The organism is Ruegeria sp. (assembly GCF_965221235.1).
Classification (GTDB): domain Bacteria; phylum Pseudomonadota; class Alphaproteobacteria; order Rhodobacterales; family Rhodobacteraceae; genus Ruegeria.
On record NZ_CBDCRS010000004.1, the window covers coordinates 2681363 to 2708222 of the forward strand.

A 26860-nucleotide genomic window follows, 5' to 3' on the forward strand; every position below is an offset into this window, starting at 1 on the left:
GGACAGACTGATCTCGCAATGCGGTGCCGAGACGGACAACGCAAATACTAAAAACCGGGCAGGGCACTTGGAGATCGCAATCGCCGTGGCGTTTACGTCATTGTCGCGACTCAGAAGCCGCCGCGGGCTGACCGAATGCGCATATCTGACCTGCCCCGACGTTGAGGTGGAACTTGTCCACCCTTTCAGGGCATGGTTGGAACAACCGGAAAGAAGAGGCCGCTTATGTCACGCGTATCCGTCACCTACAAAGATCACATTGCCCATGTCACCCTGACGCGCGGCGACAAGATGAATGCCTTGGATGATGCGATGTTCAAAGCGTTGTTGTCGGCGGGGCAAGAGGTTGCCGCCTCGGATGCGCGCGCTGTTGTGCTGTCGGGCGAAGGCAAAAGTTTTTGCGCCGGGCTTGATATGGTCAGCATGGCCGGGCTGGCGCAAGCCGATCCCGAGGCCATGTTGATGCCACGCACCCATGAAGACGCCAACGCGCTGCAAGAGGTCGCGCTTACTTGGAAGCGGGTTCCCGTGCCCGTGATCTGCGCCATTCAGGGTGTCGCCTACGGCGGCGGCCTTCAGATTGCGCTGGGCGCTGATATTCGCATCGCGCACCCCGAGGCCAAACTGTCGGTGATGGAGATGAAATGGGGTCTCATCCCCGATATGGGTGGCATGGTTCTGCTGCCGCAACTTGTGCGCTCGGACGTGCTGCGGCTCCTGACCTATACCGCGCGTCCCATCGGTGCGCAGCAGGCGGCAGAGTGGGGGCTGGTCACAAAACTCTCAGATGACCCTTTGACCGAGGCGCAGGCCTTGGCCGAAGACATTGCGGGCAGAAGCCCCTCGGCCATCCGCGCGGCCAAGCGGTTGATCGACGTGGCCGAGACGAGACCCCGTGCCGAAGTACTGCTGGCCGAGTCCGCTGAGCAGGTCGACCTGATCGGCAAGCCCGACCAGTTGGAGGTCATCGCTGCCCAGATGCAGGGCCGCAAGCCCGAGTTCAAATGATCAGGCGCCTGTGTTTCAGGATTTACGACGCAGCAGATAGGCCACCCCACCGGCAAGCAAACCCCAGACCGCAGCCCCCAGCCCAAAGACGGTGATGCCCGAGGCGGTGATAGCGAAGGTCAGGATCGCGGCCTCTCGCTCATCAGGTTTGTCCAGAGCGGCCTGAGTTGCGTTGGCCAGAACTCCGATCAAAGCAACTCCGGTCAGGGTTCCCATAAGCCTTGGGTCGGCATGTGCGGCGAACGTCGTGATGGCCACGGCGAATACACCAAACAGGCAATAGAACACACCGGCCATCACCGCTGACCAGTAGCGTTGATCGCGGTCCGGATGGCTGTCCTCGTTCGAACACATTGCAGCGGTAATTGCAGCAAGGCAGGTGGCGGGTGCCGCAAACGGCGCTGACAGGATGCTGGCTGCGCCGACCGCGGAAAACATCCGGCCCGGGGCCGGCGTATATCCAAAGCTGCGCATCACGGCGATGCCCGGGATGTTCTGGGTCGCCATGGTCACGATGAACAGCGGGATGCCGATCCCGATCAGTGAGGCCAGCGAAAAGCTGGGCACTGTCCAGACAGGCGAGGCGATCAGATGGGGCGGAGCAACAGACGCATCGCCCGCATTCAGCACGACAACGATGGCAGCGGCTACAACAGCGGCAGGCACCGCGAACAGGCGGTTGATCCGACCGGCGAGGAACCATGTCAGGATCACTGGCAAGGCCTGCCATGGTAGCTCGACAGCAGCCCGGAATGGAACGATGCACAAGGGCAAAAGTACTCCGCCCAGCATGGCTTGTGCCAGCGTGGTGGGGATGGCCGCCGCCAGCCGTCCCAAGGGCCGCCAGAGCCCGGCCAGCATGGTCAGCGCCCCTGCGCAGAGGAACGCGCCGATTGCGTCCGGGAAACCGGCTGCGGGCATTGCGGATGCCGCCAGCAGCGCGACACCGGGGGTTGACCACGCCACGCTGATCGGTTGGCGATACCACAGGCTGAGGCCTATGGCTGTCAGGCCCATGGCGATAGCTGCCATCATTAAGCCCGACGCGGACTGCGGGGCCGAGGCCCCCATTGCTGCGAGCCCCTGCAACACAATCGGGAATGAGCTGAAGAATCCGACGATGGCCACAACCAACCCGGTTGAAACGGTTTGGATCGGGGGATTTGTGCGCGCCATTTCGACCTCAGGGGTTTGTTGTTTGCTCTTGCTAACAAGGGTTTGTGTCGCGGGGCAAGGTCTTTGGTTGCAACAGAAAACCCCGCCGCTGGTTAGGCGGCGGGGTTCTGGAATTTGCGTATTTGGAACGAGAAGAAGATCAGGCGATTTCGGCCAGACGGGCCAGGGCCTCGTTCAGTTTCGCCTCTTCTTCTTCGCGGGCTGCGAGGTTGGCTTTGGCTTCTTCAACTACCTCTTCCGGGGCCGAGGCCACGAATTTGGGGTTGTTCAGACGCCCGCGCAGACCGCCGAGTTCTTTAGCCAGTTTACCCTTGGCCTTTTCCAGCCGTTCCTTTTCTGCGCCGATGTCGATGATATCGGCCAGCGGCAGGCCGAAGGAGGCTCCGGGCGCGGCGATTGAGATGGTGCCTTTGGGTAGTTCATCCGCCTTGGTCAGGCTGTCGATCCGCGCAAGGCGTTTGATCAGCGCTTCGTTGCGGTCCCATGCGGCTTGGCCGTGATCGTCGATTCCTGTAACCAGCATCGGCACATACAGCCCCGCCGGAACCCGCATCTGCGCGCGGGCCGAGCGGGTGTTTTCGATAACCGAGATCACCCAGTTCATCTCACGATCCGCATCCGCGTCAATCAGATCGGCGGCCGCATAGGATGGCCAGTCGGCATGGACTACCATCTTGGTGCGGTTGCCGGTCAGGTCCCAGAGTTCCTCGGTAATGAAGGGCATGATCGGGTGCAGCAGGACCATGCACTGATCCAGAACCCAGCGCATGGTGGCGCGGGTCTCGGCCTGTGCTTCGGCATCGTCGCCTTGCAGCAGCGGCTTGGACAGCTCCACGTACCAGTCGCAGACCTTGCCCCAGACAAAGGCATACAGCCCGTTGGCGGCGTCGTTGAAACGATAGCTTTCCAGCGCCGCGTCCACCTCTTCCCGCACGCGGGCGGTTTCGCCAATGATCCAGCGGTTCACGGCGGCTTTGGGTTTCAGGTCGGCCACGTCCAGTTGCGGCGCGGCGTCGGTGAAGACCTCGTTCATCTCGGCAAAGCGGACGGCGTTCCACAGTTTGGTGCCGAAGTTGCGGTAGCCGGTGATACGTTCGCGGGACAGTTTAAGCACGCCGCCAATCGCCGCCATCGAGGCGTTGGTGAACCGCAGCGCGTCAGCACCGAATTCGTCCACGATCTCCAGCGGGTCGATGACGTTCCCGGTGGTCTTGGACATCTTCTTGCCCTTCTCGTCGCGGACGAGTTGGTGCAGGTAGACGGTGTGGAATGGGATCTGATCGACAACGGCCAGTTGCATCATCATCATCCGGGCGACCCAGAAGAACAGGATGTCGAAGCCGGTGATCAGAACGTCCGTGGGGAAGTAGCGTTCCATCTCTTCGGTCTGCTCGGGCCAACCCAGCGTGCCGATGGGCCAGAGGCCGGAGGAGAACCATGTGTCGAGGACGTCGGGGTCGCGCCACAACGCAACTGGAAGCATGTATCCAGCTTCGTCGCCCATGTCATGCGCATGGATGGCATCCTGAGCTTCACCGATCCATTTGGCATCGGGTCCAGCATTTGCGTAGTAGTACTCCATCGCCTTCGACTTGGCTTCGTCGATAGTCGGCGCACAAAAATGTACTGGGTTGAGGTAGTCGTACTCCCAACCATTTACATCTTCATCGGAAATATCGACTACACGTGGCCCATACCAAACCGGAATCTGATGCCCCCACCACAACTGGCGCGAGATGCACCAGGGCTCGATGTTTTCCAGCCAGTGGTAATAGGTTTTCTCGCCCGACTCGGGGATGATCTTGACCGTGCCGTCCTTGACCGCATCCAGCGCGGGGCCGACGACCTTGGCGGCGTCGACGAACCACTGGTCGGTGAACATCGGCTCGATCACAACCTTCGAACGGTCACCGAAGGGCTGCATGATTGGTTTGCTCTCGACCAACGGAACCAGCTTGTCCGCGCCTTCGTGATCTGGCTTCAACGCGGTCGAACCCAGACGCGGATCGTCCGCGCGGGTCATCACGGCAAGACCGTCGGCGGTGATTTCCTCGACGACCTTCGTGCGTGCCTCAAACCGATCCAGCCCACGCAAGTGATCGGGGATCAGGTTGATCGCGTCGATCTCGTTCTCGGTGAACTCACGACCGCGCGCGTATTCCTGCGCCTTGTCGGCTTCTTCGGCGTAAGGCGCGCCATCGGCCCGCATCGCGCCTTTGGTGTCCATCAGGCGGTACATCGGGATACCGCCGCGCTTGGCGACCATGTTGTCGTTGAAGTCATGCGCGCCGGTGATCTTCACCGCGCCCGAGCCGAAATCTGGATCGGGGTAGTCATCGGTGATGATCGGGATTTGGCGGCGATGTTCTTTCGGACCAACCGGGATTTCACATAGTTTCCCGATGATTGGCGCATAACGTTCATCCGACGGATGAACTGCAACCGCGCCGTCGCCCAGCATGGTTTCGGGGCGGGTCGTGGCGATTGAGATGTAGTCGCGCTCCTCGCGGAAGATCACATTCCCATCTTCATCTTTTTCCAAATACTCATATGTCTCACCGCCAGCCAAGGGGTACTTGAAGTGCCACATATGGCCCGCGACTTCGATGTTCTCGACCTCCAGATCCGAGATCGCGGTTTCGAAATGCGGGTCCCAGTTGACCAGACGCTTACCGCGATAGATCAGGCCCTTTTCGTACATATCGACGAAGACCTTGATCACGGCATCGTGGAAATTGGCCGAGTTCTCATGACCCGTGCGCGGATCGCCCGCAGCGCCGGCCATGGTAAAAGCGTTACGCGACCAGTCGCAGGAGGAGCCCAAACGCTTCAGCTGCTCGATGATCGTGCCGCCGTACTCGCCTTTCCATTCCCAGACTTTCTCAAGGAATTTCTCGCGGCCCAGTTCATTCCGGCTGGGCTGTTGCGTGGCGGCCAGCATCTTTTCGACCTGCATCTGCGTGGCGATGCCCGCGTGGTCCTGTCCGGGCTGCCAGAGCGTATCGAACCCGCGCATACGGTGCCAGCGGATCAGGATATCTTGAAGCGTGTTGTTGAACGCGTGACCCACGTGCAGAGCACCCGTCACATTGGGCGGCGGGATCATGATGGTAAAGCTTTCGTCGCGCGATTTGTTCGCGCCTGCCTTGAAGGCTCCGGCCTGTTCCCAGGCCTCATAGATGCGGGCCTCGGCCTCGGCCGCGTTGAATGTCTTTTCCATCGCCATGGGGTGCGTCCTGCGTCATCAATCCTAGGTCAGCGCCTGCAATAACGAATGCGTGCGGGAAGGGGAAGGGCTTGCGCATTCCGGCCGCGGATCTGGGGGAGAAACCCCACCGCATTCAGGTGATCTGCAACAGCGCGCGGAAGTGAATTGAAAATAACCGTGATCAACTGGACATCGCATGCGCGCAGACTAACCTCGCTCGCAGCGGCGAGAGGTAGTTTTCATGGAAAAATTCGGCAAGAGTCAGCCAGTCAGGCGCATCGAGGATCAGCGGTTTCTGACCGGGCAGGGGTGCTATATCGACGACGACGTACCTGAGGACGCGCTGTTCGCCGCCTTTTTTCGCAGCTCGGTCGCGCATGCCAAAATCACCGCACTGGATGTTGAGGCCGCACGGGCCGCGGATGGGGTGCGGCTGGTTCTGACCTATGATGATCTGAGCGCTGCGGGTATCGACACGCAGATAAGCGCGACGATCGTGGACAATCGGGATGGCACGCGGGCGGCAGCGCCCGCGCGGCATATGCTGGCCAAGGATAGGGTACGCTTTGTTGGTGAGCCGGTCGCCGTCGTGATCGCCGACAGTGTGTCGCAGGCTCGTGACGCGGTCGAGCTGATCTGGATGGAGACAGACGACCTGCCTGCCAAACTGGACATTGCGCCGGGGGGCGAAACCCTGCATCCCGATGAGGCCCACGACAACCGTGCTTTTGACTGGGGGTTGGGCGATGAGGCGGCGACACAGGCCGCGTTCGAGGCCGCAGCGCACACCGTGTCGTTGGACGTGGCCGATAACCGGGTGATTATCGCCTCGCTTGAACCCCGCGGATGCCGCGCACATTGGGTCGATGGGCGGTTGCACTTCGCCTATGGCGGGCAGGGCGTCTGGGCGATGCGGACGCAGTTGGCGGATAAACTGAAGCTCGATGCTGAGACGATCCGTGTCACCACGCCTGACGTCGGCGGCGGGTTCGGCATGAAGGTGATGCCGTATCCTGAATATTTCTGCACCGCCGTTGCGGCGATGAAGTTGGCGCAACCGGTTCACTGGATGTCGGACCGGTCCGAGGCGATGCTGTCAGATCATCATGGCCGCGACCTGACCTCGCTGGCAGAACTGGCGTTTGACGAAGATCACAGGATCACCGCCTATCGGGTCCACAGCAAGGTGAACCTCGGTGCCTATAACAGCCATTTCGGGCAATCGATCCAGACGGCCCTGTTCAGCAAGGTGCTGATGGGGGTCTATGACGTGCAGACCACTTATCTGCGGGTCGAGGGGTTCTATACCAACACCACCCAGGTTGATGCCTATCGCGGGGCCGGTCGGCCTGAGGCGATCTATGTGCTGGAACGCGTTATGGATCGGGCAGCCCGAGAACTGGGGGTCGACCCATGGGAACTGCGGCGCAAGAACTTCATTCGCCCCGATGCGTTCCCATATAAGAGCGCCACTGATGAGACCTATGATGTTGGCGATTTCGACATGATCCTGACGCGCGCAGGCGAGCAAACGCGGGGATTCGAGGCCCGCAAGGCCGCTGACGCCGAACGTGGTCTGATCCGGGGGCAGGGCCTTTGTTACTATATCGAAAGTATTTTGGGTGACCCTTCCGAGAACGCAAAGATCGAATTCAACGAGGATGGCGCAGTGACCCTCTTTGTCGGCACCCAATCGAACGGGCAAGGGCATGAGACGGTCTATGCTCAGTTTCTGTCGGATCAGATCGGAGTTCCGATGGATCGGATCAAAATCGTTCAGGGTGACAGTGATCAACTGCCCCATGGCGGCGGCACCGGCGGGTCCCGCTCGGTGACGGTGCAAAGTACGGCGACTCTGGCCACAATCGACGTGATGATCGCCGCATTCACGCCGTATCTGGCCGATAAGATGGGGGTAGAGGAGGCTGACGTGAGCTTTGATCACGAAACATTCCGCGCGCCCGGATCAAACCTGACACCGACGATGATCGAGGCCGCCGATATGGCCCGCGCCGATGGGCGCTCTGACCTGTTGCAGCATCAGGCGCGCGCCAACCTGGATGCGCGCAGCTATCCCAATGGCGCACATGTTGCCGAAATCGTTATTGATTCTTACACCGGAGAAACATGGGTCGACCGCTATACTGTCGTTGACGATTTTGGAAATCTTATCAACCCTATGCTGGCCGAAGGGCAGGTGCATGGCGGTGTCGTGCAAGGCATTGGTCAAGCCCTGAACGAGCGTGTTGTGCATGATGCGCAGGGGCAACTGCTCACGGCTTCGTTGATGGACTATGCCTTGCCCCGAGCGGCCGAGATACCCATGATTAAGTTTACCTCGGCGCCGGTTCCGTCAACCTCTAACCCGATGGGGATGAAAGGATGTGGCGAGGCAGGCACCGTGGGCGCGCTGGCTGCTGTTGCAAACGCGGTTCAGGACGCGCTCTGGGATCACGGGGTGCGACAGGCGGATATGCCGTTCACACCTCAGAGAGTATGGGAGTTGCTGACGCATGGTTCTGTCGCGGCTGAGTAAAAAGGTACTGGGATGGCTCGGACGGCCTCTGCGGTCCGAACACTCGGCCGAGGCGCTGCACCGCGAGCCTATCAGCCACGTCATTATCCTTGACGGCACCATGTCGACGTTAGAACCGGGGTTCGAAACCCACGCAGGGCAGACGCTTCACCTGTGCCGGGAAATGGGCAGCAAGGTTTCGGTGTTTTACGAATCCGGAGTGCAATGGGAAAGCTGGAAATCCTCGCTGGACGTGATGATGGGGCGGGGCATCAACCGTCAGATCCGCCGTGCCTATGGGTATCTCGCGTCACGCTATAAACCCGGTGACAGGATCTTTTTCATCGGGTATTCGCGCGGGGCGTATGGCGTGCGCAGTCTGGCGGGGGTGATCGACATGATCGGTCTGCTCCGGGCCGAACACGCAACTGAACGCAATATCAAACAGGCCTACCGCCATTATGAATGCAACCCCGGCGGCTCGGCCGCCCGCGATTTCCGCCGCCAATTCTGTCATGAGGAAATCGCCATTGAGATGGTCGGCGTGTGGGACACGGTCAAGGCGCTGGGCCTGCGCCTGCCGTTGCTGTGGCGCTGGGCTGAGGACCGTCATGCGTTTCACAACCACCGGCTGGGGCCATCAATCCGCCACGGTTATCACGCGATGGCCTTGGACGAAACGCGCGAGGTCTATGAGCCGGTGCTGTGGACATGTACGCCAGAGTTCAAAGGCCATGTCGAGCAGGTGTGGTTCCGCGGCACTCACGGCGATGTCGGAGGCCAGTTGAACGGGTTCGAAGACGCGCGGCCGCTCAGCAACATTTCCCTGATCTGGATGCTGGACAAGGCTGAACTGCATGGCCTGCCGCTGCCCGAAGGCTGGCGCGACCGCTTCCCGGCCTCGACCACTGCGCCTTCGGTCGGAACCTGGCGCGGCTGGGGAAAGATCTTCCTGTTGCGTAAGCATCGCAAGATCGGTCGGGACAGGTCCGAGCATCTGCATGTCTCGGTTTCCCCGGATGAGCTGCCGGGCTGGGTGCCGATGCCGGATTTGCCGTCGCATCCGGCGCAGTGAATGGTTGATCATGCGTCAGCGGTTCCATGACGCCGACACCTCAATGTCAGGTTCGAGCCCTACTTACACTATTTCGAAAACAGTTTCGTTGTTTGTGGTGTTGCAGAATGTTAGCCAACTCCTATGGAAAATTTCATGGTCAAAATTCAGGAAATGTTCGGCGTTCAAGAGCTGCCGCATGGCCTGTTTTACTCTTTCGATCTAGCTTTACGATTTGAACTTGGCGGTGAGGAGTTTGGTATGGAGCGCCCCATGCGTCGCTTCACTCAAGCCAACGAAAGATCCAAAGCGATTTCGAAGAAGTTCTTTGAGAATTCACCCGAAGTTTTTGTCCTGCTGTCCAGCTACGGAATGGAGCAACCAGACAAAAAGCGCCTAGCTCCACTCAAGCTTTGCGGAATAGAACAGTCTGAATTCAAATACCTGGGAAAAACCCCACAACAAGATAATGATCATATTTCCGAATTTGGAAGTGATCTTTTCCGGCACTGGGATGTTGTTAAACTTAAAGATAGGCAATCCATTTCGGAAATTCTGTGGCTAGTTATTGCTTCCGAAATGATAATTGAGCCGAGCTTTCGCGGTATGGTGAGCGCATATATTGTGGACTTATCCAACGGGCTGATCCTGCATGTCTACGATGATCGAGGGATGGATGTAATCGCCACCAAATATGCGCCTCTGAAAACTCTCTTCACAACGTATCGAACTTGGTTGCTGGGGCACGATCTCCTGCAAATGACCGCAAAGTTCGAGGACGATACTTAGAGATGCGAACGGCAGCAAAGTCCTGCACAGCTGACGCTCCGGTCAAACACACCCCAGCAACTCTCCGCGAGGGTGTATTCTTTTCAATGGCTCGTTACGTCTTGCGTTGTTCTTGAATATGCATCGCTTTAAGTAAGAGGCGTGGCGAAACGCCTGCGCCCTTTTCACGATCTATAGTAACGATTTAGGTTCTTGTTTTCCCAATCACCGCCGACGATCCCGACGCGAGCTCATGGGCTGGAACGCCACGCCCACATGCGCCTCGCAATAGGGCTTGCCCGCTTCAACCGGCAGGCCACAGAACCAGAAATCCTCGGTCGCGGGGTCGCCCACGGGCCATTTGCAGGTTTTCTCGGTCAGTTCCATCAGCGTCAGCTTCTTGGCCTTTTTCTCAACCTCGTTGACCTTGGCCAATGCCTCAGGGCTGATTTCATTGGCCGAGGGCTGCGGCGGCAGCGGCTGGCCGGCCGGGATGATCTGACGGCGGGCGGGGACAGCGGGTTTGGCCTCGGCTGTCGGGGCAGGGGCCGGGCGCGCCGGTTCGGTCTTGGGGGTTGGTTTTGGCTTGGCCTCGGCCTTTGGCGCGGGGGCCGGTTTTTCCTTGGGCTCGGCCTTGGCCGGGCTGGCACCGGCAGCGCGGTTCGACAGGCCCAGACGGTGAACCTTGCCGATTACGGCATTGCGGGTCACGCCGCCCAGTTCCTTGGCGATCTGGCTGGCCGACTGGCCCTCGCCCCACATCTTTTTCAGCAGCTCTACACGCTCGTCAGTCCAGGACATCATTTGCCTTTCAAAAGCGGAAAGCGGCCCCGGATTCGGGCCGCCTTGGGAAATCGTCTCAGCGCCCTATTCTAATCACTGCTGCCCGAGTTACAAGCGGTCTTCGAATCAGGTTGAGGTCAGATGATGCAGATTCCCCTTGAGCAGAACGAACGCCGTTTCGGAGCGGTCAACTGGATGGGCCTTTACACGCTGGCACAGCGCGAAACACTGCGCTTTCTGGCGGTCTGGACGCAAACGCTGTTGGCGCCTTTGGTTACGGCGGGGCTGTTTCTGCTGATCTTCAATATCGCGATCGGACCCAGCCGGTCTGACGTGATGGGTGTGCCGTTCCTGACGTTCCTTGCACCGGGTATCATGATGATGACGGTGATCCAGAATGCCTTTGCCAACACTTCGTCCTCAATGGTCATCTCGAAAGTGCAGGGCAACATCGTCGATACGCTGATGCCGCCGCTGTCGCCGCTGGAGATTCTGCTGGGCTATCTGGCCGGTGCCATTGCCCGCGGCCTTTTGATTGCTTGCGTTGTCGGGGTTGCGTTGGCGCTGGTCTTGGGTTTGGTGCCGCAAAACCCGTTGATCGCGCTGATCTTTGTGGTTCTTGGCGGGGCATTCATGGGCGCTCTGGGCCTGTTTGCAGGCATCTTCGCCAACAAGTTCGACCAGATGGCGGCAATCACCAATTTTATCGTCACTCCGTTGGCGTTCCTGTCCGGTACGTTCTACTCGGTCGAGGCTTTGCCGCCGATTCTGAATCGCCTCAGCCATATCAATCCGGTCTTTTATCTGATCGACGGCCTGCGCTATGGCATGATTGGCACATCCGATAGCTCGCCATGGCTGGGGATTGCTGTTTGTTCGGGGGCGATAGTGGTGGTCGGTGCCGTCACCTGGCAGATGCTGCGGACGGGCTATCGGCTCAAGGCCTGACGCTGCCGGGTTTCCCGCCAGACCAGAATCAGCCCTCCGGTCAGGATTATGGCCGAACCGATCTGGCTGATGGCATCCGGAACCACGCTGAAAATGGCAAAGTCATAGAACGCAGCAAAAAGCAGCGTCGCATAGCTGATGGGGGCCACAAAGGACGCATCGGCGCGCGCCATGCCATTGACAAAGCACGCCTGCGCGCAGGCCATTAGAACACCAATCCCCGCTAGCGCCGCCCATTGCTGCGGCGTCGGCCATTGAAACACAAAGCTGATCGCAACCGAGGCAATGGTCAGACCCATCGCGTTGTTGATCAGCAGAATCTGGATCGGAATTTCACGACCCGAGAGCTTTTTGATAAAGATCAGCTCCATCCCGATCACGGCCGCCGCCGTCAAGGCCAGCAGGGCCGCAGGCTGAAAGCTTTCCGGTGTCGGGCGCAGCAGAACCAAAGCCCCGGTCAGTGCGACCGCCGCCGCCAACCAGCGCCACGGTCCAACGCCTTCTTTCAAAAGCGGAATGGCCAGCACCATCGCAAAGACGGGGTTCAGAAAGGAAATCGCGGTGGCGTCGGCAATCGGTATGAACGCGACCGAGGCAAACATCAGCGTGATCCCGAGCCAGCCAAAGCTTGTCCGCCCAATATGCAGGCCCCAATGGGGGCGGCTCAGCGACGGGCGCAGGATGCCGACAGCCGTGACAATGACGATAAACGCGAACAAAAACCGCCCATGGCTGATCTGCATCGGGTGCAGCGCGGGGCCGAGCGTATCGGTCCCCAGCGCCTTGGCCAGCAGAGTGGTGCCTGCCAGCAGGGCGCTGGCTGCAACGATAAGCAGGGCCGCAAGGGCAGGGTTCTGGGCGACAGGTTTCATGGTCACAGCGGTGCGTCAGCGGGCACAAAATGGCAAGCGTCAATTGCACGGTCTCGAACTGAAATATCAATCAGGCAATTTTCAGGGTTTTCAGAGGTCACACAGACCGCTATACGGCCCGCATGATCAAAACCGCACATATCCTGCGCCTCCGACGCCGACGCTTTTCTGCGTAACCGGCCCGTTTGATCCATTTGCGTGCTCTAATTCTGCGCAATCCTCACCAAATCAGTTGACGACCATGGCCCCGGTGTATCACTCACAGGGCTTAAACTATCTGAAAAGGATGATCCCATGATCCCGTCCGTTCTGCCGACCTATAATCGTGCGCCCCTGACATTCGTGAAGGGCGAAGGCGCCTGGCTGACCGAGGCGGATGGCCGACGTTTTCTGGACCTTGGCGCAGGGATTGCGGTGAACGCGCTGGGCCATGCGCATCCGGCGCTGGTGGCCGCGCTGACCGAGCAAGCGCATGCGCTGTGGCATGTCTCGAACCTCTATCACATACCGCAGCAGCAGGCGTTGGCCGACAAGCTGGTCGAGCATACCTTTGCCGATACCGTCTTCTTCACGAACTCGGGCACGGAATCCTGTGAACTGGCTGTGAAAATGGCCCGCAAATATTTCTATGACAAAGGTCAGCCTGAACGGGTCGAGATCATTACATTCGACGGCTCATTCCACGGTCGGTCCTCGGCTGGCATCGCCGCTGCCGGGTCTGAGAAAATGACCAAGGGCTTTGGCCCGCTGCTGCCCGGCTTCGTGCATCTGACATTCGGAGACCTCGACGGCGTCACCAATGCCATCACTGACAAAACCGCGGCGATTATGATCGAACCCGTTCAGGGCGAGGGCGGCATCCGCCCCGTTCCTGACGCTGAGCTTAAAGCGCTGCGCCAGATCTGCGACGACAACGGTCTGCTTTTGATACTGGATGAGGTGCAATGTGGTGTGGGCCGAACCGGCAAGCTTTTTGCGCATGAATGGGCAGGCATCACCCCCGATATCATGATGGTCGCAAAAGGCATCGGCGGCGGTTTCCCTCTGGGCGCAGTGCTGGCCACCGAAAACGCCGCCAGTGGCATGACCGCAGGCACCCATGGCTCCACTTATGGAGGCAACCCGCTCGGCTGCGCCGTTGGATGTGCGGTGATTGATCAGGTTGCCACTCCGGCCTTTCTGGAGGGCGTGAACCGCAAAGCAGGTTTGCTGCGCCAGAAGCTCGAAGGGCTGATTGCCGACCACCCCGACGTTTTTGAAGAAGTCCGTGGTTCAGGCCTGATGTTGGGTCTCAAGTGCAAGGCGACCAATATCGACGTCGTCAATGCGGGTTACGACAATGAGGTTATCACCGTCCCGGCCGCCGACAACGTGGTCCGTCTGCTGCCCCCGCTGACCCTGACCGAGGATGACATCGCTCAGGCCCTGATCCGCCTTGAAAAAGCCGCAGGGCAAATCGAAGCCAACCTCGCAACCGCCTGATACTTCATCATTTCCCAAATACCCGGAGGGTGTGAGACTTGATCCCCACCCGCCAAAAGCCAAAAGCGAAACGACATGAACCATTTTCTCGACATTCACAAAACTGAGGCGACCGATCTGCGGGTCATGATCGATCAGGCCGGTGCCATGAAACAAGCCCGTCTGGGTCGCCCCAAGGTGGCCTTGGATGATGATCAGCCGCTGGCAGGTCGCATGGTGGCACTGATCTTTGAAAAACCTTCGACTCGGACACGCGTGTCATTTGACGTTGGTGTTCGCCAGATGGGCGGGCAGACCATGGTGCTGTCGGGCAAGGACATGCAGCTGGGCCACGGGGAGACTATCGCCGATACCGCCCGCGTGCTGTCGCGCTATGTCGACATGATCATGATCCGAACCTTTGACGAGACCATCCTGACCGAGATGGCCGAATACGCGGACGTGCCAGTTATCAATGGCCTGACAGACCGCACGCATCCTTGCCAGATCATGGCCGATGTCCTGACCTTCGAAGAACATCGTGGCCCGATCGCAGGCAAAAAGGTCGTCTGGGCGGGCGATGGCAACAATGTCTGCGCCTCGTTCCTGCACGCGGCAGGCCAGTTCGGGTTTGACCTGACTTTTACCGGGCCGGCCCAGTTCGATCCGGAAGAAGAGTTTATGGGGTTCGCGCGTCAAAAAGGCTCGCGGATCGTTGTTGAACGCGATCCGTTCAAAGCTGTTGAAGGGGCTGATCTGGTTGTGGCCGATACATGGGTTTCGATGCACGATTCCCAATCCGCAAAGGAGCGCCGCCATAACCTGTTGCGTCCGTATCAGGTGAACGCCGAGCTGATGTCGCATGCCAAACCCGACGCGCTGTTCATGCACTGCCTGCCCGCGCATCGCGAAGAAGAAGCGACATCCGAAGTCATGGACGGCCCCAGCTCAGTGGTCTTTGATGAGGCTGAAAACCGCCTGCACGCGCAAAAGGCGGTCATGCGCTGGTGTCTGGACGTTTAGCGTCGTTTGATATCCCAAACCCGCATGCGGGCGAGCGTGCGTACGCTCGCCAGCAGAACCAGCGCGCACAAGGCAGTTTTGGTCATGATTTCCATAGTGCCTTCGATCAGCATCGCGTGCACCACGCTGCCAAGAATGGTCACACTGGCCAGCCCGGTGTGACTCAGCCTCCAGACTCGGAACCGAAGGTTCATGCGGCTCCGAAAAACACCAAATAAGGCCGCCGCAAACGCGGCCCACATGGCGACGACACCCCACGCAGAGAACGGCGTCGGCGACACAAACAGCAACGCATCAACAACATCAGGTGGGCTGGTGATCCAAAGTCCACCGACATGGATCATGATGGCCGCAACAAACGCCAGTCCAACCAATCGGTGCAAATGTCGGTTTGCTATCGCGGATAACCCGGGCAATTCGCGACCCGCCAAAAGTGGCTGCAGCAATAGCAGGCACATGCTGAAGATCCCGGCAAACCCTGCAACGATGTAAACCGGTTCACGCCATGCCAGATAGGGACTAAAGGCTGCCGCAATCACCGGCACCAGAAGGGCAGTCAACAAAGCCGCCCAGATCGCAATTCGCTTCCGCACCAATCAGACTGGCTGCAATACAAAATGCGCCGCGAGGGTCTTGTCGCGTGCGCTGGCCATAACTGGCCGCAGAAACACCGTTTCAAACTCACCACTGTCATACGCCAGATGGCCATGTGGTTGCCCAAAAGCAGGCACAATCTGCGGCATCTCAAGGCGGAATTCTCCATTGGCATCCGTCAGCGTCGCGCCATGGCTGCGCTGGTCGCGCTCATGCCCTTCGGTCGTATGTGCCCAAATCTGGATGCGCTGGCCGGGCAGGGGAGCACCGTCGCCCGCGCGGCGCACGGTTCCCGTCATCCAGAACCCGCCACCACCGATCCGCTCAACGATAGGTGCTCCGGGCCGGTAGTTGTTAGACCCGCCCCGCATCGTTGGTGTCGGCGCAAGACCAGCTGCGCGCGCAGGTACCAGCAGGCCGGATGCTAAAATAGCCCCTCCGCCAGCGATCAGGGAACGACGGTTGAGTGATGAACCAGCCATGAAAACCTCTTGAGATTTTACCTGTCGTTCTAAGATAGCACGATTGCAATTCATTCCGAGGGGGCTGTGGCGAATTGTGAATTCCTTTGACGCACATTCCTGCGCGCTGCAATCCTGATACCCAGACGCCAATCGAACGAAAGGCCAGGCACATGGATCACATCACGCCCGAAGAAATCGCAGCATTCAGGCGCGACGGTGCCGTGGTGCTCAGGTCCAAATTCTCGGAAACTTGGCTGGAAACACTGCGCGAAGGGATAGACGCAGATCTCGCCAACCCAACCGACAACTTTACGCGCCACACAAAAGACCCCGATGCCCCGGCTTATTTTGAGGATTTCTGGGCCTGGAACAAAATCCCACAATTCTCGGATTTTGTTCACAATTCCCCCTGCGCGCCCCTTGCCGCGCAACTGCTTGGCGCCGCGGCGGTCAATCTGGTTATGGACAACTGGTTTCTGCGCGAGGCCGGATCAACTTCGCGCCCACCCTTCCATCAGGATCTGTCCTATTTTGACTTTCAGGGTACTATGTGCGTGCTCTGGCTGCCGCTGGAACCTGTGACCAAGGAAAACGGCATCGCTTTTGTCAAAGGCTCACACCTTTGGGACAAGCTGTTCATGCGCGTGCGTTTCGCCGACGGTCACCCCAGCTATGAACCGACCGAAGTTGCAGGCCAAACCTATCACCCGCCGCCCGATGTAAACGCGGACCCGGATGCTTATGATCTGCTGCAATGGGATATGGACGCGGGCGATTGCATCTTTTTCGACATGCGCACCCTGCACGGAGGCCTGTCTTCGGTCACGCCATCCGAGACGGTGCGCCGGTTCACTTTGCGCATGACGGCACCCGACGGCATGATCCGCTATCGCGGCGATTGGGCCAAGGATGAACGCGCCCAGTTCGAGGCCGCGGGCTACCGCGAAGGCGACCGCCTCGACGGCCCGTTTTTCCCGCAACTCTGGCCGCGCAATACCGTCTGACATGCGCACGGATTGTGTGCGAAATTGCGCGTGTATTGCCGTGATTTCGCCCTATATCCTGCATCAGTGAACAAACCCCTGATCCTAGGAGCCTGAGCATGAGCTGGAACCCAACACATAATCCGGAATGTGTATCAGAGGGCTCTGCGCTGGAGACACTGATCATCCCGCGGGCCCGAGATCTGGGTGGGTTCGAGGTGCGCCGCGCCTTGCCCTCGGTCAAACGGCAACTGGTCGGGCCGTTCATCTTCTTCGATCAGATGGGACCGGCGGAATTTATCACCGATGGCGGTATCGACGTTCGCCCGCATCCTCATATCGGTTTGGGTACAGTGACCTACCTGTATCAGGGCGAGTTTGAACACCGCGACAGCCTCGGAACCCATCAGATGATCTATCCGGGCGAGGTCAACTGGATGGTGGCAGGTCGTGGTGTCACGCATTCAGAACGCACCAGTGAAGAAACGCGGGGCAAAAGGCACAGCCTGTTTGGCATTCAAACCTGGATTGCACTGCCCGAGGCCCAGGAAGATATGGCCCCGGCGTTTGAGCATCACAAACAGGGCGCGCTGCCCCATCTTCAGGATGCCGGTGTCAGCGCCCGACTGATCCTCGGTTCGGCCTATGGTGAAACCAGCCCGGTCACGATGCCGTCGGAAACCTTCTATCTGGACGTACAGCTTGATCCCGGCGCGTCTTTCCCGCTGCCGGACGATCATGAGGACCGGGGCGTCTATGTCACCCAGGGTTCGGTTGAGGTTGCGGGCGATATGTTTGACCAAGGTCGCATGATGGTGTTCCGCCCCGGCGACAGGCTGTCGGTCAAGGCCGGTCCAACTGGCGCCCGGCTGATGCTGCTGGGCGGCGCGACGCTAAACGAAGATCGTTATATCTGGTGGAACTTCGTGTCCTCGTCGAAAGAGAAGATTGAAAACGCAACGCGCGAATGGAAAACCGCCGACTGGGCGAACGGGGCGTTTCATTTGCCGCCCGGGGATGATCAGGAATTCATCCCGATCTCGGCAGAGCTTGAACGCACCAAACCCAGATTGGCACGCTGACCAAGCGTCAGGGGGCCTTGTCTGCCTACCCAATCCCGGCGATCCTTTCCGGCAGGGAGGGGCGCCATGAAGATCGTCATCGCGGGGTCGGGTAGCATTGGCTGTTATTGCGGGGCGTTAATGTCTGAGGCCGGACATAACGTCACCCTGTTCGGCCGCGCGCGTATTCTGGACCCGATCCGGGACAAAGGTCTGACAGTCACGGATTTTTCGGACCTGCACTGTCATGTCCCGGCGCGGGATCTGACCCTGACCGAGGATGCCGCCTGTTTGACCGACGCAGAGTTGGTCATCGTAACCGTAAAGGCCGGTGCAACTGCGACCATGGCTGGCGGCATCGCGCAACATACGCCCAGCTCAATCCCGGTAATGTCTTGGCAAAATGGTATGGAAAATGCGCGCATCCTGCGTACGGCCCTGCCGGAACATGACGTGCGGGCAGGCATGGTGCCTTTCAATGTCGTGCCGTTGGAGCCCGCCTGTTTTCATCGCGCTACATCTGGCGAAATCGTGGTGCAGAGCGGCCCTGGCGCGCTGGACCAGATTCTCAGCAGCGTGGACTTGCCGGTGATCGAAAGCGACGACATCGAGGCTGTGCAGTGGGGCAAACTGGTGATCAACCTCAACAACGCGCTGAACGCCTTGTCCGGACTGACGTTGAAACAGCAACTTCTCAACCGCGAATGGCGGTGTTTGATGGCGGATCAAATGGCCGAGGCACTGGCCGTGCTGAAGGCAGCCGGACATCCGGTTGTGTCGACCACGCCTCTGCCCGCATGGATGACGCCGTATATTTTGCGTCTGCCGACCCCGATCTTTACCCGGATCGCCGCGCGGATGCTCACCATCGATCCCAGCGCGCGTACTTCGATGGCGTATGACCTGAGTGCAGGCCGACCGACCGAGATCGACAGCCTACAAGGTGAGATCATTCGTCTTGGCGCGCAGTCCGGCGTTGCAACACCCATTTGCCAAACGGTGCGTGAATTGATCGAAACCCCGCCAGCAGCCCCGATGTCGCCGGGGCAAATCCTCGGATGAGGCGCGCCTATTGGAACAAGGTCAGAATCCAGAAGATTGATGCCGACATCACGGCGGCGGCGGGGACTGTGATCACCCAGGCCGCCACGATGGTCATGAAATGCGAACGGCGCACCAGTTTGCGGCGCTGATGTTCCTCACGCGCCAGTCGCTGCTGCGGCGGGCGTTGTTGGTTTGACTGCTTCCACCGCCGGTCTGAATGCCATTCGCGGTAGAACCCGACGCCAAACACGGCGCCGACAGCGATATGTGTTGAGCTGACGGGAAGGCCCAGCCAGCTGGCCACGATCACCGTAATCGCGGCGGAAAGCGCTACGCAGAAGGCCCGCATCGGGTTCAGTTTGGTGATCTGGCTGCCGACCATGCGGATCAGTTTGGGGCCGAACAGGAACAGGCCGAACGATATCCCAAAGGCACCGATCACCATGACCCAGCTTGGGATAGCCACTTTTGAGGCGAAATCGCCGAACTCAGCTGCGTGTACGATGGCGGCCAATGGGCCAACCGCATTGGCCACATCATTCGCGCCGTGGGCAAAGCTCAGGAAAGTGGCCGAGATGACCAGCGGCAGACCAAACAGAGTTTTCAGGGATTTGGTGCGGTTTTCCAGCCCCTCGGACTTGTGCCGGACCCAAGGTACCGTCGCCGCCCAAGCCAACAGCCCGGCGGCCAGACCAACCAACAACGCTACCTCAAGGTCAACCTTCACGATCCGTTTCAGGCCTTTGACGGCCAGATAGGTGGCAAACGCCCCCGCCATAAGGGCTACAAGGATCGGAACCCAGCGTCTTGCCGCGGCAATTTTATCGTCCTGATACTGAATTTTGGCCTTAATCAGCGCAAGGAACCCGGCCGCGATCACTCCGCCCAGAACAGGAGAGATCACCCAGCTTGCGGCAATCGTGCTCATCGTACCCCAGCTGACAGCGCTCAGCCCGGCGGCGGCGATACCGGCCCCCATCACGCCACCTACGACCGAATGGGTCGTTGAAACCGGCGCGCCAAACCAAGTCGCCAGATTGACCCACATCGCAGATGAGATCAGCGCCGCCATCATCGCCCAGATAAACACGTTGCTATCCTGAACCGAAGCCGGATCGATGATCCCCTTGGAAATGGTCGAGACCACGTCTCCGCCCGCCAGCAGCGCGCCCGCGCTTTCTGCGATGGCGGCAATGACGATAGCGCCCCCCATGGTCAGCGCATTGGCGCCAACAGCGGGACCCATGTTGTTGGCTACGTCGTTGGCACCGATATTGATCGCCATATAGGCCCCGAAGGCCGCCGCCGCGACGACGATCAGCCCTCCATCGGCCTGCCCGAACAGAACCGCAGCCGTCAGCCCAGCTACAGCGATAAAGGCCAGCGCGATGCCCGGTGCCAGCATTGGGCGCGCGACGTGGACATTTGCGCTTTCGACGCGCGATATCCGGTGTAGATCGCTGTCCAAAGCCTGCCAGCGGGATTTGGTGTTCGAATTTGACATGGGCGCGCTTCAGCTCTTTTTGAATTGAGGCTCGCGGCTATCCGGTTTCGGTTATCCCGGCAACCACTCTGTCATCAAAACTTCGCGAAACTGTTACATTCGAAGCAGTAGTTCGCGCAATTCGGGCTCATTTACACGCTCAGCGGCGGTCGAAGGGGAAACCCAGACCCGTTTGCGTTGACCTGCTTCGGGGTAGTCCTCAGCCAAGTCCTGTACTTCGATCCGGTAAACACTGGTCAACACGGGTTGCGCGGACCCATCCTTGAGGATTTTGTCGTAGGTGAACTGCCCAACCGGTTCATTTTGGGGACGTTGCGCATGCACACCGGCTTCTTCCCAGGCTTCCTGCAAGGCGGTTTCAGCCCCGCTCAGGCCGTCAATCGGCCACCCCTTGGGAATGATCCAGCGGCCGGTGTCGCGGCTTGTGATCAGCAGAACCTCTGGCCCGTTATCCGTGGTTCGGGTACACAGCGCCGCAAACTGCACCCGCCGGGGGCGCAGGAAAAGCGGTCGGGCGACCTCTTCCCAGATATTTCGCAGCCATTTTGTCATTACCTGATCGCTTGCGCGTGTGTGAATGTAAGAAGGCTGTGACATAGCAACGAAACCTTGCATCTTCAATGAACCTTAAGCTGCTTAAAATGGAAACGACTGCCATTCTGGCGCAACTGCCGAAAGGTTTCGTCGAAAAATTTGAACAAACGGTGAAGATTTGCGTCAGTTTCGCCGTTTCGCGCGCAGGGTTGGATCAGCTTGCGTAGGGTCTTCGGGCCACGGATGTTTTGGGTATTGGGCGCGCATGTCCTTGCGCACATCCGCATATGACCCCGCCCAGAACCCCGGCAGATCGCGCGTGATCTGGATCGGGCGTTGCGCTGGGGACAGCAGGGTAATCTTCAGTGCCTCTCCGCCCACAACCGGATGGAGGGTCACCCCAAACAGCTCTTGCAGGCGAACCGAGATCTCCGGCACTGCACCGCTGTAGTCAATCGGCACCCGCCGCCCAAGTGGCGTTTCAAATGAACCGGGGGCGCTGCGGTCCAGCTCTTGCGTCTGGTTCCAGTCCAGACGGGCGCGCAGAGGGGGGAGCAGGTCAAACCGCTTCCAATCTTCGGCGCTGCGCACGCCCGAGAGCATGGGCAGCAGCCAATCCTCCAGCGTGTCCATCAAGCCGTCGATCGAGAAATCCGGCAAGTCGGCCCCTTCGGTGCGCACCAGTTCCACACGGGCAGCCAATCGTGCCGCAGCGCCGTTCAAGCGCAGACCCAGATCGCGGACCCCGTCCAGCATTGCGAGAGCTACGGCCTCATCCGGCACGTCCTTCCAGATGCGGTCATCGAGCGTTACTGCGCCAAAGCATTCCTGCCGTCGCGCCACAACCCGCCGGTCGCGTTTGGACCAGACGCAACTGTCGATCCACTCGATCTGGTCGGCAAACAGGTCGCGAATTTCACCTTCGCTGATCTGAACGGCCATCCGAACTCGGGCTTCGCGTGGGTTCCCGTCGGTGTCTGTGACCACCAGATAGGGCGCGGCGGCCAGAGTGTCGCCGTTGTCCAGCGCAACGCCTTTGCCGCCGGACAGAACGTATCGCGGCGTATCCCCCTTGCGACGTTGCCCAATCCGGTCGGGATAAGCCAGAGCGGCCATAGCGGCCGGGCTCAGATCATCAGACCCGGGCTGCGCGCGTAACCGTTTGGCTTCGGTTTTGATCCGGTCCATTGCGCCTGCATTGACCTGCCAGATCCGGTTGCGCTGAAAGGCGCGAAGGTCGCGCAATGCTTCGAGCCTCAGCAGCAAATCCGTCGGAGCGCCCCTCAGCGGATCCCGTTCCGCCATCAAGGCGGCCAACGGCGCAGCCTCGGACCCGGCGCGCACCAGCATGTGCCCCAGACGTGGGTGCAGAGGCAATGTTGCCAGCGCCCGTCCGTGATCCGTGATCCGCCCGTTGATGTCCAAAGCGCCGAGCATTCGCAACAGCGCCTTCGCCTCGGCCATTGCGCCGTCAGGCGGGGGGGTCAGAAAGGCCAGATCGCCAGCGGCAGCCCCCCAGAGCGCCAGTTCCAGAGCCAGTCCGGTCAGGTCTGCGGCTTCGATCTCGGCCGGGGGGTAGGCGGCCAAGGCGCCGTCTTCGCCTTTGGACCACAGCCGGTAACATACGCCTTTGGCAACGCGCCCCGCGCGGCCTGCGCGTTGTGTTGCTTCGGCGCGCGTTACACGCTCAGTCACCAGCCGCGACATGCCCGAGCCCGGATCGAACCGAGCCCGTCGCGCCTGTCCCATATCCACCACCACGCGTATATCGGGAATGGTCAGAGAGGTTTCGGCAATTGACGTGGCCAGCACCACCTTGCGTCCCGTGCTCACCGGAGCAATCGCCGAACGCTGTGCCGCGAACGGCATCGCCCCGAACAAGGGCTGCACCGTGCAAGTGGCGGGTAAGCGCTTAGACAACGCAGCCTCGGCGCGCCGGATTTCCCCCTCTCCGGGCAGAAAAACCAGCATACCGCCTTCGGTTTCGCGCTCGGCCTGAACGACCAGATCGACGAGCGCGTCCAGACGCCGCGCCTGCGGGCCTAAGGGGCGGTCCAGCCAGCGGGTCTCGACCGGGTAACTGCGCCCTTCCGACGTGACCAGAGGGGCCTGCATCAACCGGCCGACAGGGCCGGCATCCAGCGTCGCCGACATGGCCAGCAGGATCAGATCGTCCCGCAGCGCGCCGGTCACCTCAAGGCACAGCGCCAGCCCGAGATCTGCGTTCAACGAGCGTTCGTGGAATTCGTCGAAGATCACTGCGCCGACGCCGGGCAGGTCAGGGTCGGATTGCAGCATACGGGTCAGAATGCCCTCGGTGACGACCTCGATCTGGGTGCCTTTTGACACTTTCGCCTCACCCCGCACCCGGTAGCCGACGGTCTCACCAACACGCTGACCCAGCGTTTGCGCCATCCGTTCGGCAGCGGTGCGGGCGGCAAGTCTGCGCGGCTCCAGCATGACGATCCGACCGTCACACAGGCCTGCATCCAGCATCGCCAGTGGCACACGCGTCGTCTTGCCCGCGCCGGGCGGGGCCTGCAAAACCGCGCGCCCATGAGATTGCAGGACCTCAAGCAGTTCCGGGATCGCGTCGTCAATGGGCAGGCGTGTCGTCATAGGCGCTTTATCCGCCAAGCGCAGAGCAAGGTCCAGTTCCACTCTTGCCGCTGCTCTATTGGTCTTTCGTATTCCTGCCTCGCCCTGATTTTGCACAGGCGTGAAATACGGGGTCCTAGAACAGTCCGGTCTGGACAAACCCCTTTTCTAGGCTGCAAGTAGTCATGCCGAAAAAGATCGGGGACGGAATGGAAATCAGCAGCCTTGGTGACAGAATCCTGAACGGAGAGCGGCGCGCGCTGGCCCGCGCCATCACTCTGGTCGAAAGTGGCCGCGCGGATCACCGGGCGCAGGCGGCAGAATTGCTTGCTCATCTCAGCGGGGCCGGCCGTCAGTCCTTGCGCATCGGGCTCTCAGGTACGCCGGGGGTGGGGAAGTCCACCTTTATCGAGAGCTTTGGTATGATGTTGATCGGGCTGGGGCTGCGCGTGGCGGTTCTGGCGGTTGATCCAAGTTCAACCCGCTCGGGTGGTTCGATTCTGGGCGACAAGACGCGAATGGAACGCTTGAGCCGCGAGAAAAACGCCTTTATCCGACCCTCACCCAGCCAGTCGCATCTGGGCGGTGTCGCCCGTCGCACCCGCGAAGCCATCGCCCTGTGCGAAGCATCCGGGTTCGACGTGGTGCTGATCGAAACCGTTGGCGTCGGTCAGTCCGAGACAGTGGTGTCTGAGATGTCTGATCTGTTCCTTCTGCTGCTTGCGCCCGCGGGCGGGGACGAATTGCAGGGGGTCAAACGCGGCATCATGGAAATGGCCGATATGATTCTGGTGAACAAGGCGGATGGTGACCTCAAGCCTACTGCCACCCGCACGTGTGCCGACTACGCGGGGGCTCTGCGTTTGTTGCGCAAGCGGCCACAGGACCCCGAGGGTTTTCCCAAGGCGATGACCGTTTCGGCGGTTGAAGAGCATGGCCTGGACAAGGCATGGGACGAGATGCAGGTCCTGACCAAGTGGCGGCGTGACAATGGCCATTGGGATACGAACCGGGCGGCTCAGGCGCAGTATTGGTTCGAGCAGGAGGTCCGTTCGGCCCTGCTTGCGCGTCTGTCCACCCCGCAGGCCCGGTTCGATATGGAACGCTTTGGCGCGCAGGTCAGCGCCGGCCAGCTCAGCCCTTCGGCGGCGGCAACGGATATGCTGGCGACCCTGATTGCCGAATAGGTCGCGGGGCCGCAATCTCAGGTTGAGCTTTGGGCTGACCCGCCAGACAAATGATGCTATGGTCGGAGGGTACAAACCCGGGAACCGTCTGATATGCCCAACATAAATGGGACGAACGGCGACGACGACATTGATGTCACGAACAACAATGGCACCCTGAATGGCACGCCTCAGGGTTCACCCATTGACAACGTTCGGGGGCAGGCGGGCAATGACACCATTGATATCGACGGTAGTGTTGTTTCAGGCGTGGTTCTGGGCAATGCCGGGAGTGATACGATCACCATCACCGGCAGTACCATCGGCGGTAGGGTCGGTGCCGGGAGCGGGGCGGACACCGTGTCAGTCAGCGGCTCCTCAGTGGGCACGATACGACTGGGCAATAACGATGACACCCTGAATTTCAGCAGTACAACCGTATCGACCGATATCCGCGGAGGGAGCGGAACCGATACGCTGAACTTGCCGGTGGGTACGGTAATCACCGACGATACGTTTGGTACCATCACTGTTCAGGACGGTGTCAGCTATTCCCTTTCCAGTGGCTCTTTCACACTGCCCTCGGGCATTACGGTTGCCTACCAGAGCTTTGAAAACGGGTCCGGCGTGCCATGTTTTACCCGTGACACGCGTATACTTTCAGAAAATGGGTCGGTCCCGATCCAGAATATTCGTGTCGGGGACCGGGTGCTGGCGCTGGGCCATGGTGCGAAACCTGTCCGCTGGATCGGTCGCCGCCACTTTGACCGTGCCGCGTTACAGGCTAAACCGCGGCTGTTTCCTGTTCGCATCCTTGCCGGGGCGCTGGGCGAAGGGTTGCCGCAGCGCGATCTTCTGGTGTCGCGCCAGCACCGGATGCTGGTGCAGTCCAGAATCGCCGAGCGCATGTTTGGCGCGTCTGAGGTGTTGATACCGGCAATCAAGCTGACCGCATTGCCGGGTATTTTTGTCGATGAAAGCGTTTCGGAGGTTGAATATTTTCACCTGCTGTTCGACCAGCATCAGGTGATCTTCGCGGAACACGCCCCAACCGAAAGCCTTTTTACCGGACCGGAAGCGCTGAAATCCCTCAGCAATGCAGCCCGGCAGGAGATTTTTGAGATTTTTCCTGAGCTGGCGAACAAAGACTATGCCATGGATCCCGCCCGTTTGATTCCCCGTGGCGCTCAGCAGATGCGGCTGGTAAGTCGGCATCTGAAAAACAACAAATCCCTGCTGCAAAGAGGAGGGTCACAGGAATTCGACGTGCAGGCAAAGATTTCGCACCGCGTGTCTTGACCCTTCTGGCGATTCCCACTACACGCATCCAACCAGTTTTCGGGCGCGACTTCGGGTTGCGCCCCTTGTGATTTGGCCGCAGGCGTTACGCCGGGCCTCCAGAAACAAAGGAAGAAACCATGTCGCGCCGCTGCGAACTGACCGGAAAAGGCCCGATGACTGGCAACAATGTCAGCCACGCCAACAACAAAACCAAACGTCGTTTTCTGCCGAACCTGAACGACGTAACCCTGCAGTCCGAAACCCTGGGCCGTGGCATCAAGCTGCGCATCTCGGCGGCTGCTCTGCGCTCGGTTGACCACCGTGGTGGTCTGGACGCGTTCCTGGCGAAAGCCAAGGACGAAGAACTGTCGTCCAACGCGCTGAAAGTGAAAAAAGAGATCGCCAAGGCACAAGCTTCGGCCTGATCGTTTTTCCGCTTGGAATTCAGCCCTGTACCGCAAGGTGCAGGGCTTTTTCGTGTCTGAACGTCCCTGCCGGTTGATACGAAATATCGATATATGGTGATATTGTTCACATACACTGCCCGTGGATCGCAATATGTTTAAGCATATTCATCCGGCGGAGTTCATTCTCATGTCTTACAAGTCTTCTGATTTCCTCTCCCTGTTGGCGGCCGTTTACGGCAAAACCATTGGGACATGTGTTCGGATGCAGCGTCAGGTGAACAGGTTGCACACCAGCCTGACCAAAGGATCTGTTAAACGTCCCGGAATTGACAGCTGACGGACAGAGCCAAGCTGCGGGCTTCGGACGCACCTGATTGCGCTTGAAGCCTGCTTTTCGCTGGGCCTATA

At 59.7% G+C, this 26860-nt stretch carries 23 protein-coding genes; 14 read left to right on the forward strand and 9 right to left on the reverse strand.

What is annotated here, in order from left to right; all coding sequences use genetic code 11:
* Positions 1–225 precede the first annotated feature (225 nt).
* A complete protein-coding gene (locus tag ACOQOY_RS16680; protein ID WP_420586482.1) occupies positions 226–1008 on the forward strand; it encodes a crotonase/enoyl-CoA hydratase family protein in 783 nt (260 codons plus the stop codon).
* A gap of 15 nt (positions 1009–1023) precedes the next feature.
* Here the strand turns inward: ACOQOY_RS16680 and ACOQOY_RS16685 are convergent, their stop codons facing one another.
* Together ACOQOY_RS16685 and ACOQOY_RS16690 are read right to left on the reverse strand one after the other, a co-directional pair.
* The gene (locus tag ACOQOY_RS16685; protein ID WP_420587261.1) at positions 1024–2298 is read right to left on the reverse strand and encodes a benzoate/H(+) symporter BenE family transporter; all 1275 of its coding nucleotides are present in this window, start codon (positions 2296–2298) and stop codon (positions 1024–1026) included.
* A gap of 25 nt (positions 2299–2323) precedes the next feature.
* Complete coding sequence (locus tag ACOQOY_RS16690) at positions 2324–5410, reverse strand: valine--tRNA ligase (RefSeq protein WP_420586483.1); 3087 nt, start codon at positions 5408–5410, stop codon at positions 2324–2326.
* 223 nt (positions 5411–5633) lie between these two features.
* On the opposite strand from ACOQOY_RS16690, the gene ACOQOY_RS16695 reads away from it, so the two are divergent.
* The 3 genes from ACOQOY_RS16695 to ACOQOY_RS16705 all read left to right on the forward strand — a co-directional run bounded on the left by ACOQOY_RS16695 (position 5634) and on the right by ACOQOY_RS16705 (position 9750).
* Positions 5634–7928: a xanthine dehydrogenase family protein molybdopterin-binding subunit gene (locus ACOQOY_RS16695; protein ID WP_420586484.1), complete on the forward strand. Its 2295-nt coding sequence runs from the start codon at positions 5634–5636 to the stop codon at positions 7926–7928.
* On the forward strand, positions 7906–8982 hold the full coding sequence (locus ACOQOY_RS16700; protein WP_420586485.1) for a DUF2235 domain-containing protein: 1077 nt from the start codon (positions 7906–7908) through the stop codon (positions 8980–8982). The genes ACOQOY_RS16695 and ACOQOY_RS16700 overlap by 23 nt, the downstream gene beginning before the upstream one ends.
* A 135-nt stretch (positions 8983–9117) precedes the next feature.
* Positions 9118–9750, forward strand: a complete 633-nt coding sequence (locus tag ACOQOY_RS16705) for a DUF3885 domain-containing protein (protein WP_420586486.1) — start codon at positions 9118–9120, stop codon at positions 9748–9750.
* A gap of 204 nt (positions 9751–9954) precedes the next feature.
* On the opposite strand, the gene ACOQOY_RS16710 is transcribed toward ACOQOY_RS16705, so the two are convergent.
* A complete protein-coding gene (locus ACOQOY_RS16710) occupies positions 9955–10530 on the reverse strand; it encodes a GcrA family cell cycle regulator (protein WP_420587262.1) in 576 nt (191 codons plus the stop codon).
* Between the two features lie 123 nt (positions 10531–10653).
* Between ACOQOY_RS16710 and ACOQOY_RS16715 the strand changes: the two genes are divergently transcribed.
* Positions 10654–11460 (forward strand): ABC transporter permease, encoded by an 807-nt coding sequence (locus ACOQOY_RS16715; RefSeq protein ID WP_420586487.1) that lies wholly within the window; start codon positions 10654–10656, stop codon positions 11458–11460.
* Here the strand turns inward: ACOQOY_RS16715 and ACOQOY_RS16720 are convergent.
* Entirely contained in the window at positions 11442–12332 is an 891-nt protein-coding gene (locus ACOQOY_RS16720; protein WP_420586488.1) for a DMT family transporter, read from the reverse strand. The two genes, ACOQOY_RS16715 and ACOQOY_RS16720, sit on opposite strands and share 19 nt — an antisense overlap.
* 294 nt (positions 12333–12626) lie before the next feature.
* Between ACOQOY_RS16720 and ACOQOY_RS16725 the strand changes: the two genes are divergently transcribed.
* Together ACOQOY_RS16725 and argF are read left to right on the forward strand one after the other, a co-directional pair.
* Positions 12627–13814 (forward strand): aspartate aminotransferase family protein, encoded by a 1188-nt coding sequence (locus tag ACOQOY_RS16725; protein WP_420586489.1) that lies wholly within the window; start codon positions 12627–12629, stop codon positions 13812–13814.
* Positions 13815–13889: 75 nt separating this feature from the next.
* A complete protein-coding gene (gene argF, locus ACOQOY_RS16730) occupies positions 13890–14816 on the forward strand; it encodes an ornithine carbamoyltransferase (RefSeq protein WP_420586490.1) in 927 nt (308 codons plus the stop codon).
* On the opposite strand, the gene ACOQOY_RS16735 is transcribed toward argF, so the two are convergent.
* A complete protein-coding gene (locus tag ACOQOY_RS16735) occupies positions 14813–15376 on the reverse strand; it encodes a ferric reductase-like transmembrane domain-containing protein (RefSeq protein WP_420586491.1) in 564 nt (187 codons plus the stop codon). The genes argF and ACOQOY_RS16735 overlap by 4 nt on opposite strands.
* 36 nt (positions 15377–15412) lie before the next feature.
* Positions 15413–15892: a twin-arginine translocation pathway signal gene (locus ACOQOY_RS16740; RefSeq protein WP_420586492.1), complete on the reverse strand. Its 480-nt coding sequence runs from the start codon at positions 15890–15892 to the stop codon at positions 15413–15415.
* A 152-nt stretch (positions 15893–16044) separates the two neighbouring features.
* Between ACOQOY_RS16740 and ACOQOY_RS16745 the strand changes: the two genes are divergently transcribed.
* The 3 genes from ACOQOY_RS16745 (at position 16045) to ACOQOY_RS16755 (ending at position 18980) form a co-directional block, all read left to right on the forward strand.
* Positions 16045–16878, forward strand: coding sequence for a phytanoyl-CoA dioxygenase family protein (locus tag ACOQOY_RS16745; protein WP_420586493.1), 834 nt, complete (start codon positions 16045–16047; stop codon positions 16876–16878).
* A gap of 98 nt (positions 16879–16976) precedes the next feature.
* Complete coding sequence (locus ACOQOY_RS16750) at positions 16977–17939, forward strand: pirin family protein (RefSeq protein ID WP_420586494.1); 963 nt, start codon at positions 16977–16979, stop codon at positions 17937–17939.
* 66 nt (positions 17940–18005) lie between these two features.
* Positions 18006–18980, forward strand: coding sequence for a 2-dehydropantoate 2-reductase (locus ACOQOY_RS16755; RefSeq protein WP_420586495.1), 975 nt, complete (start codon positions 18006–18008; stop codon positions 18978–18980).
* Positions 18981–18987: 7 nt separating this feature from the next.
* On the opposite strand, the gene ACOQOY_RS16760 is transcribed toward ACOQOY_RS16755, so the two are convergent.
* From ACOQOY_RS16760 to hrpB, 3 genes are all read right to left on the reverse strand, one after another.
* Positions 18988–20466, reverse strand: a complete 1479-nt coding sequence (locus ACOQOY_RS16760) for an inorganic phosphate transporter (RefSeq protein WP_420586496.1) — start codon at positions 20464–20466, stop codon at positions 18988–18990.
* A gap of 93 nt (positions 20467–20559) precedes the next feature.
* Positions 20560–21018 carry an NUDIX hydrolase gene (locus tag ACOQOY_RS16765; RefSeq protein ID WP_420586497.1) on the reverse strand — a complete coding sequence of 153 codons (459 nt, stop codon included), beginning with the start codon at positions 21016–21018 and terminating at the stop codon, positions 20560–20562.
* A 165-nt stretch (positions 21019–21183) separates the two neighbouring features.
* Positions 21184–23619, reverse strand: a complete 2436-nt coding sequence (gene hrpB / locus ACOQOY_RS16770; protein ID WP_420587263.1) for an ATP-dependent helicase HrpB — start codon at positions 23617–23619, stop codon at positions 21184–21186.
* A 188-nt stretch (positions 23620–23807) separates the two neighbouring features.
* Here hrpB and meaB point away from each other — a divergent pair, with 188 nt between their 5' ends.
* The 4 genes from meaB (at position 23808) to ACOQOY_RS16790 (ending at position 26789) form a co-directional block, all read left to right on the forward strand.
* Positions 23808–24785, forward strand: coding sequence for a methylmalonyl Co-A mutase-associated GTPase MeaB (gene meaB, locus ACOQOY_RS16775; RefSeq protein WP_420586498.1), 978 nt, complete (start codon positions 23808–23810; stop codon positions 24783–24785).
* 93 nt (positions 24786–24878) lie between these two features.
* Entirely contained in the window at positions 24879–26063 is a 1185-nt protein-coding gene (locus ACOQOY_RS16780) for a Hint domain-containing protein (RefSeq protein WP_420586499.1), read from the forward strand.
* A gap of 119 nt (positions 26064–26182) precedes the next feature.
* Entirely contained in the window at positions 26183–26470 is a 288-nt protein-coding gene (gene rpmB / locus ACOQOY_RS16785) for a 50S ribosomal protein L28 (RefSeq protein ID WP_420586500.1), read from the forward strand.
* A gap of 133 nt (positions 26471–26603) precedes the next feature.
* A complete protein-coding gene (locus ACOQOY_RS16790) occupies positions 26604–26789 on the forward strand; it encodes a hypothetical protein (RefSeq protein WP_420586501.1) in 186 nt (61 codons plus the stop codon).
* The last annotated feature ends 71 nt before the right edge of the window (positions 26790–26860 follow it).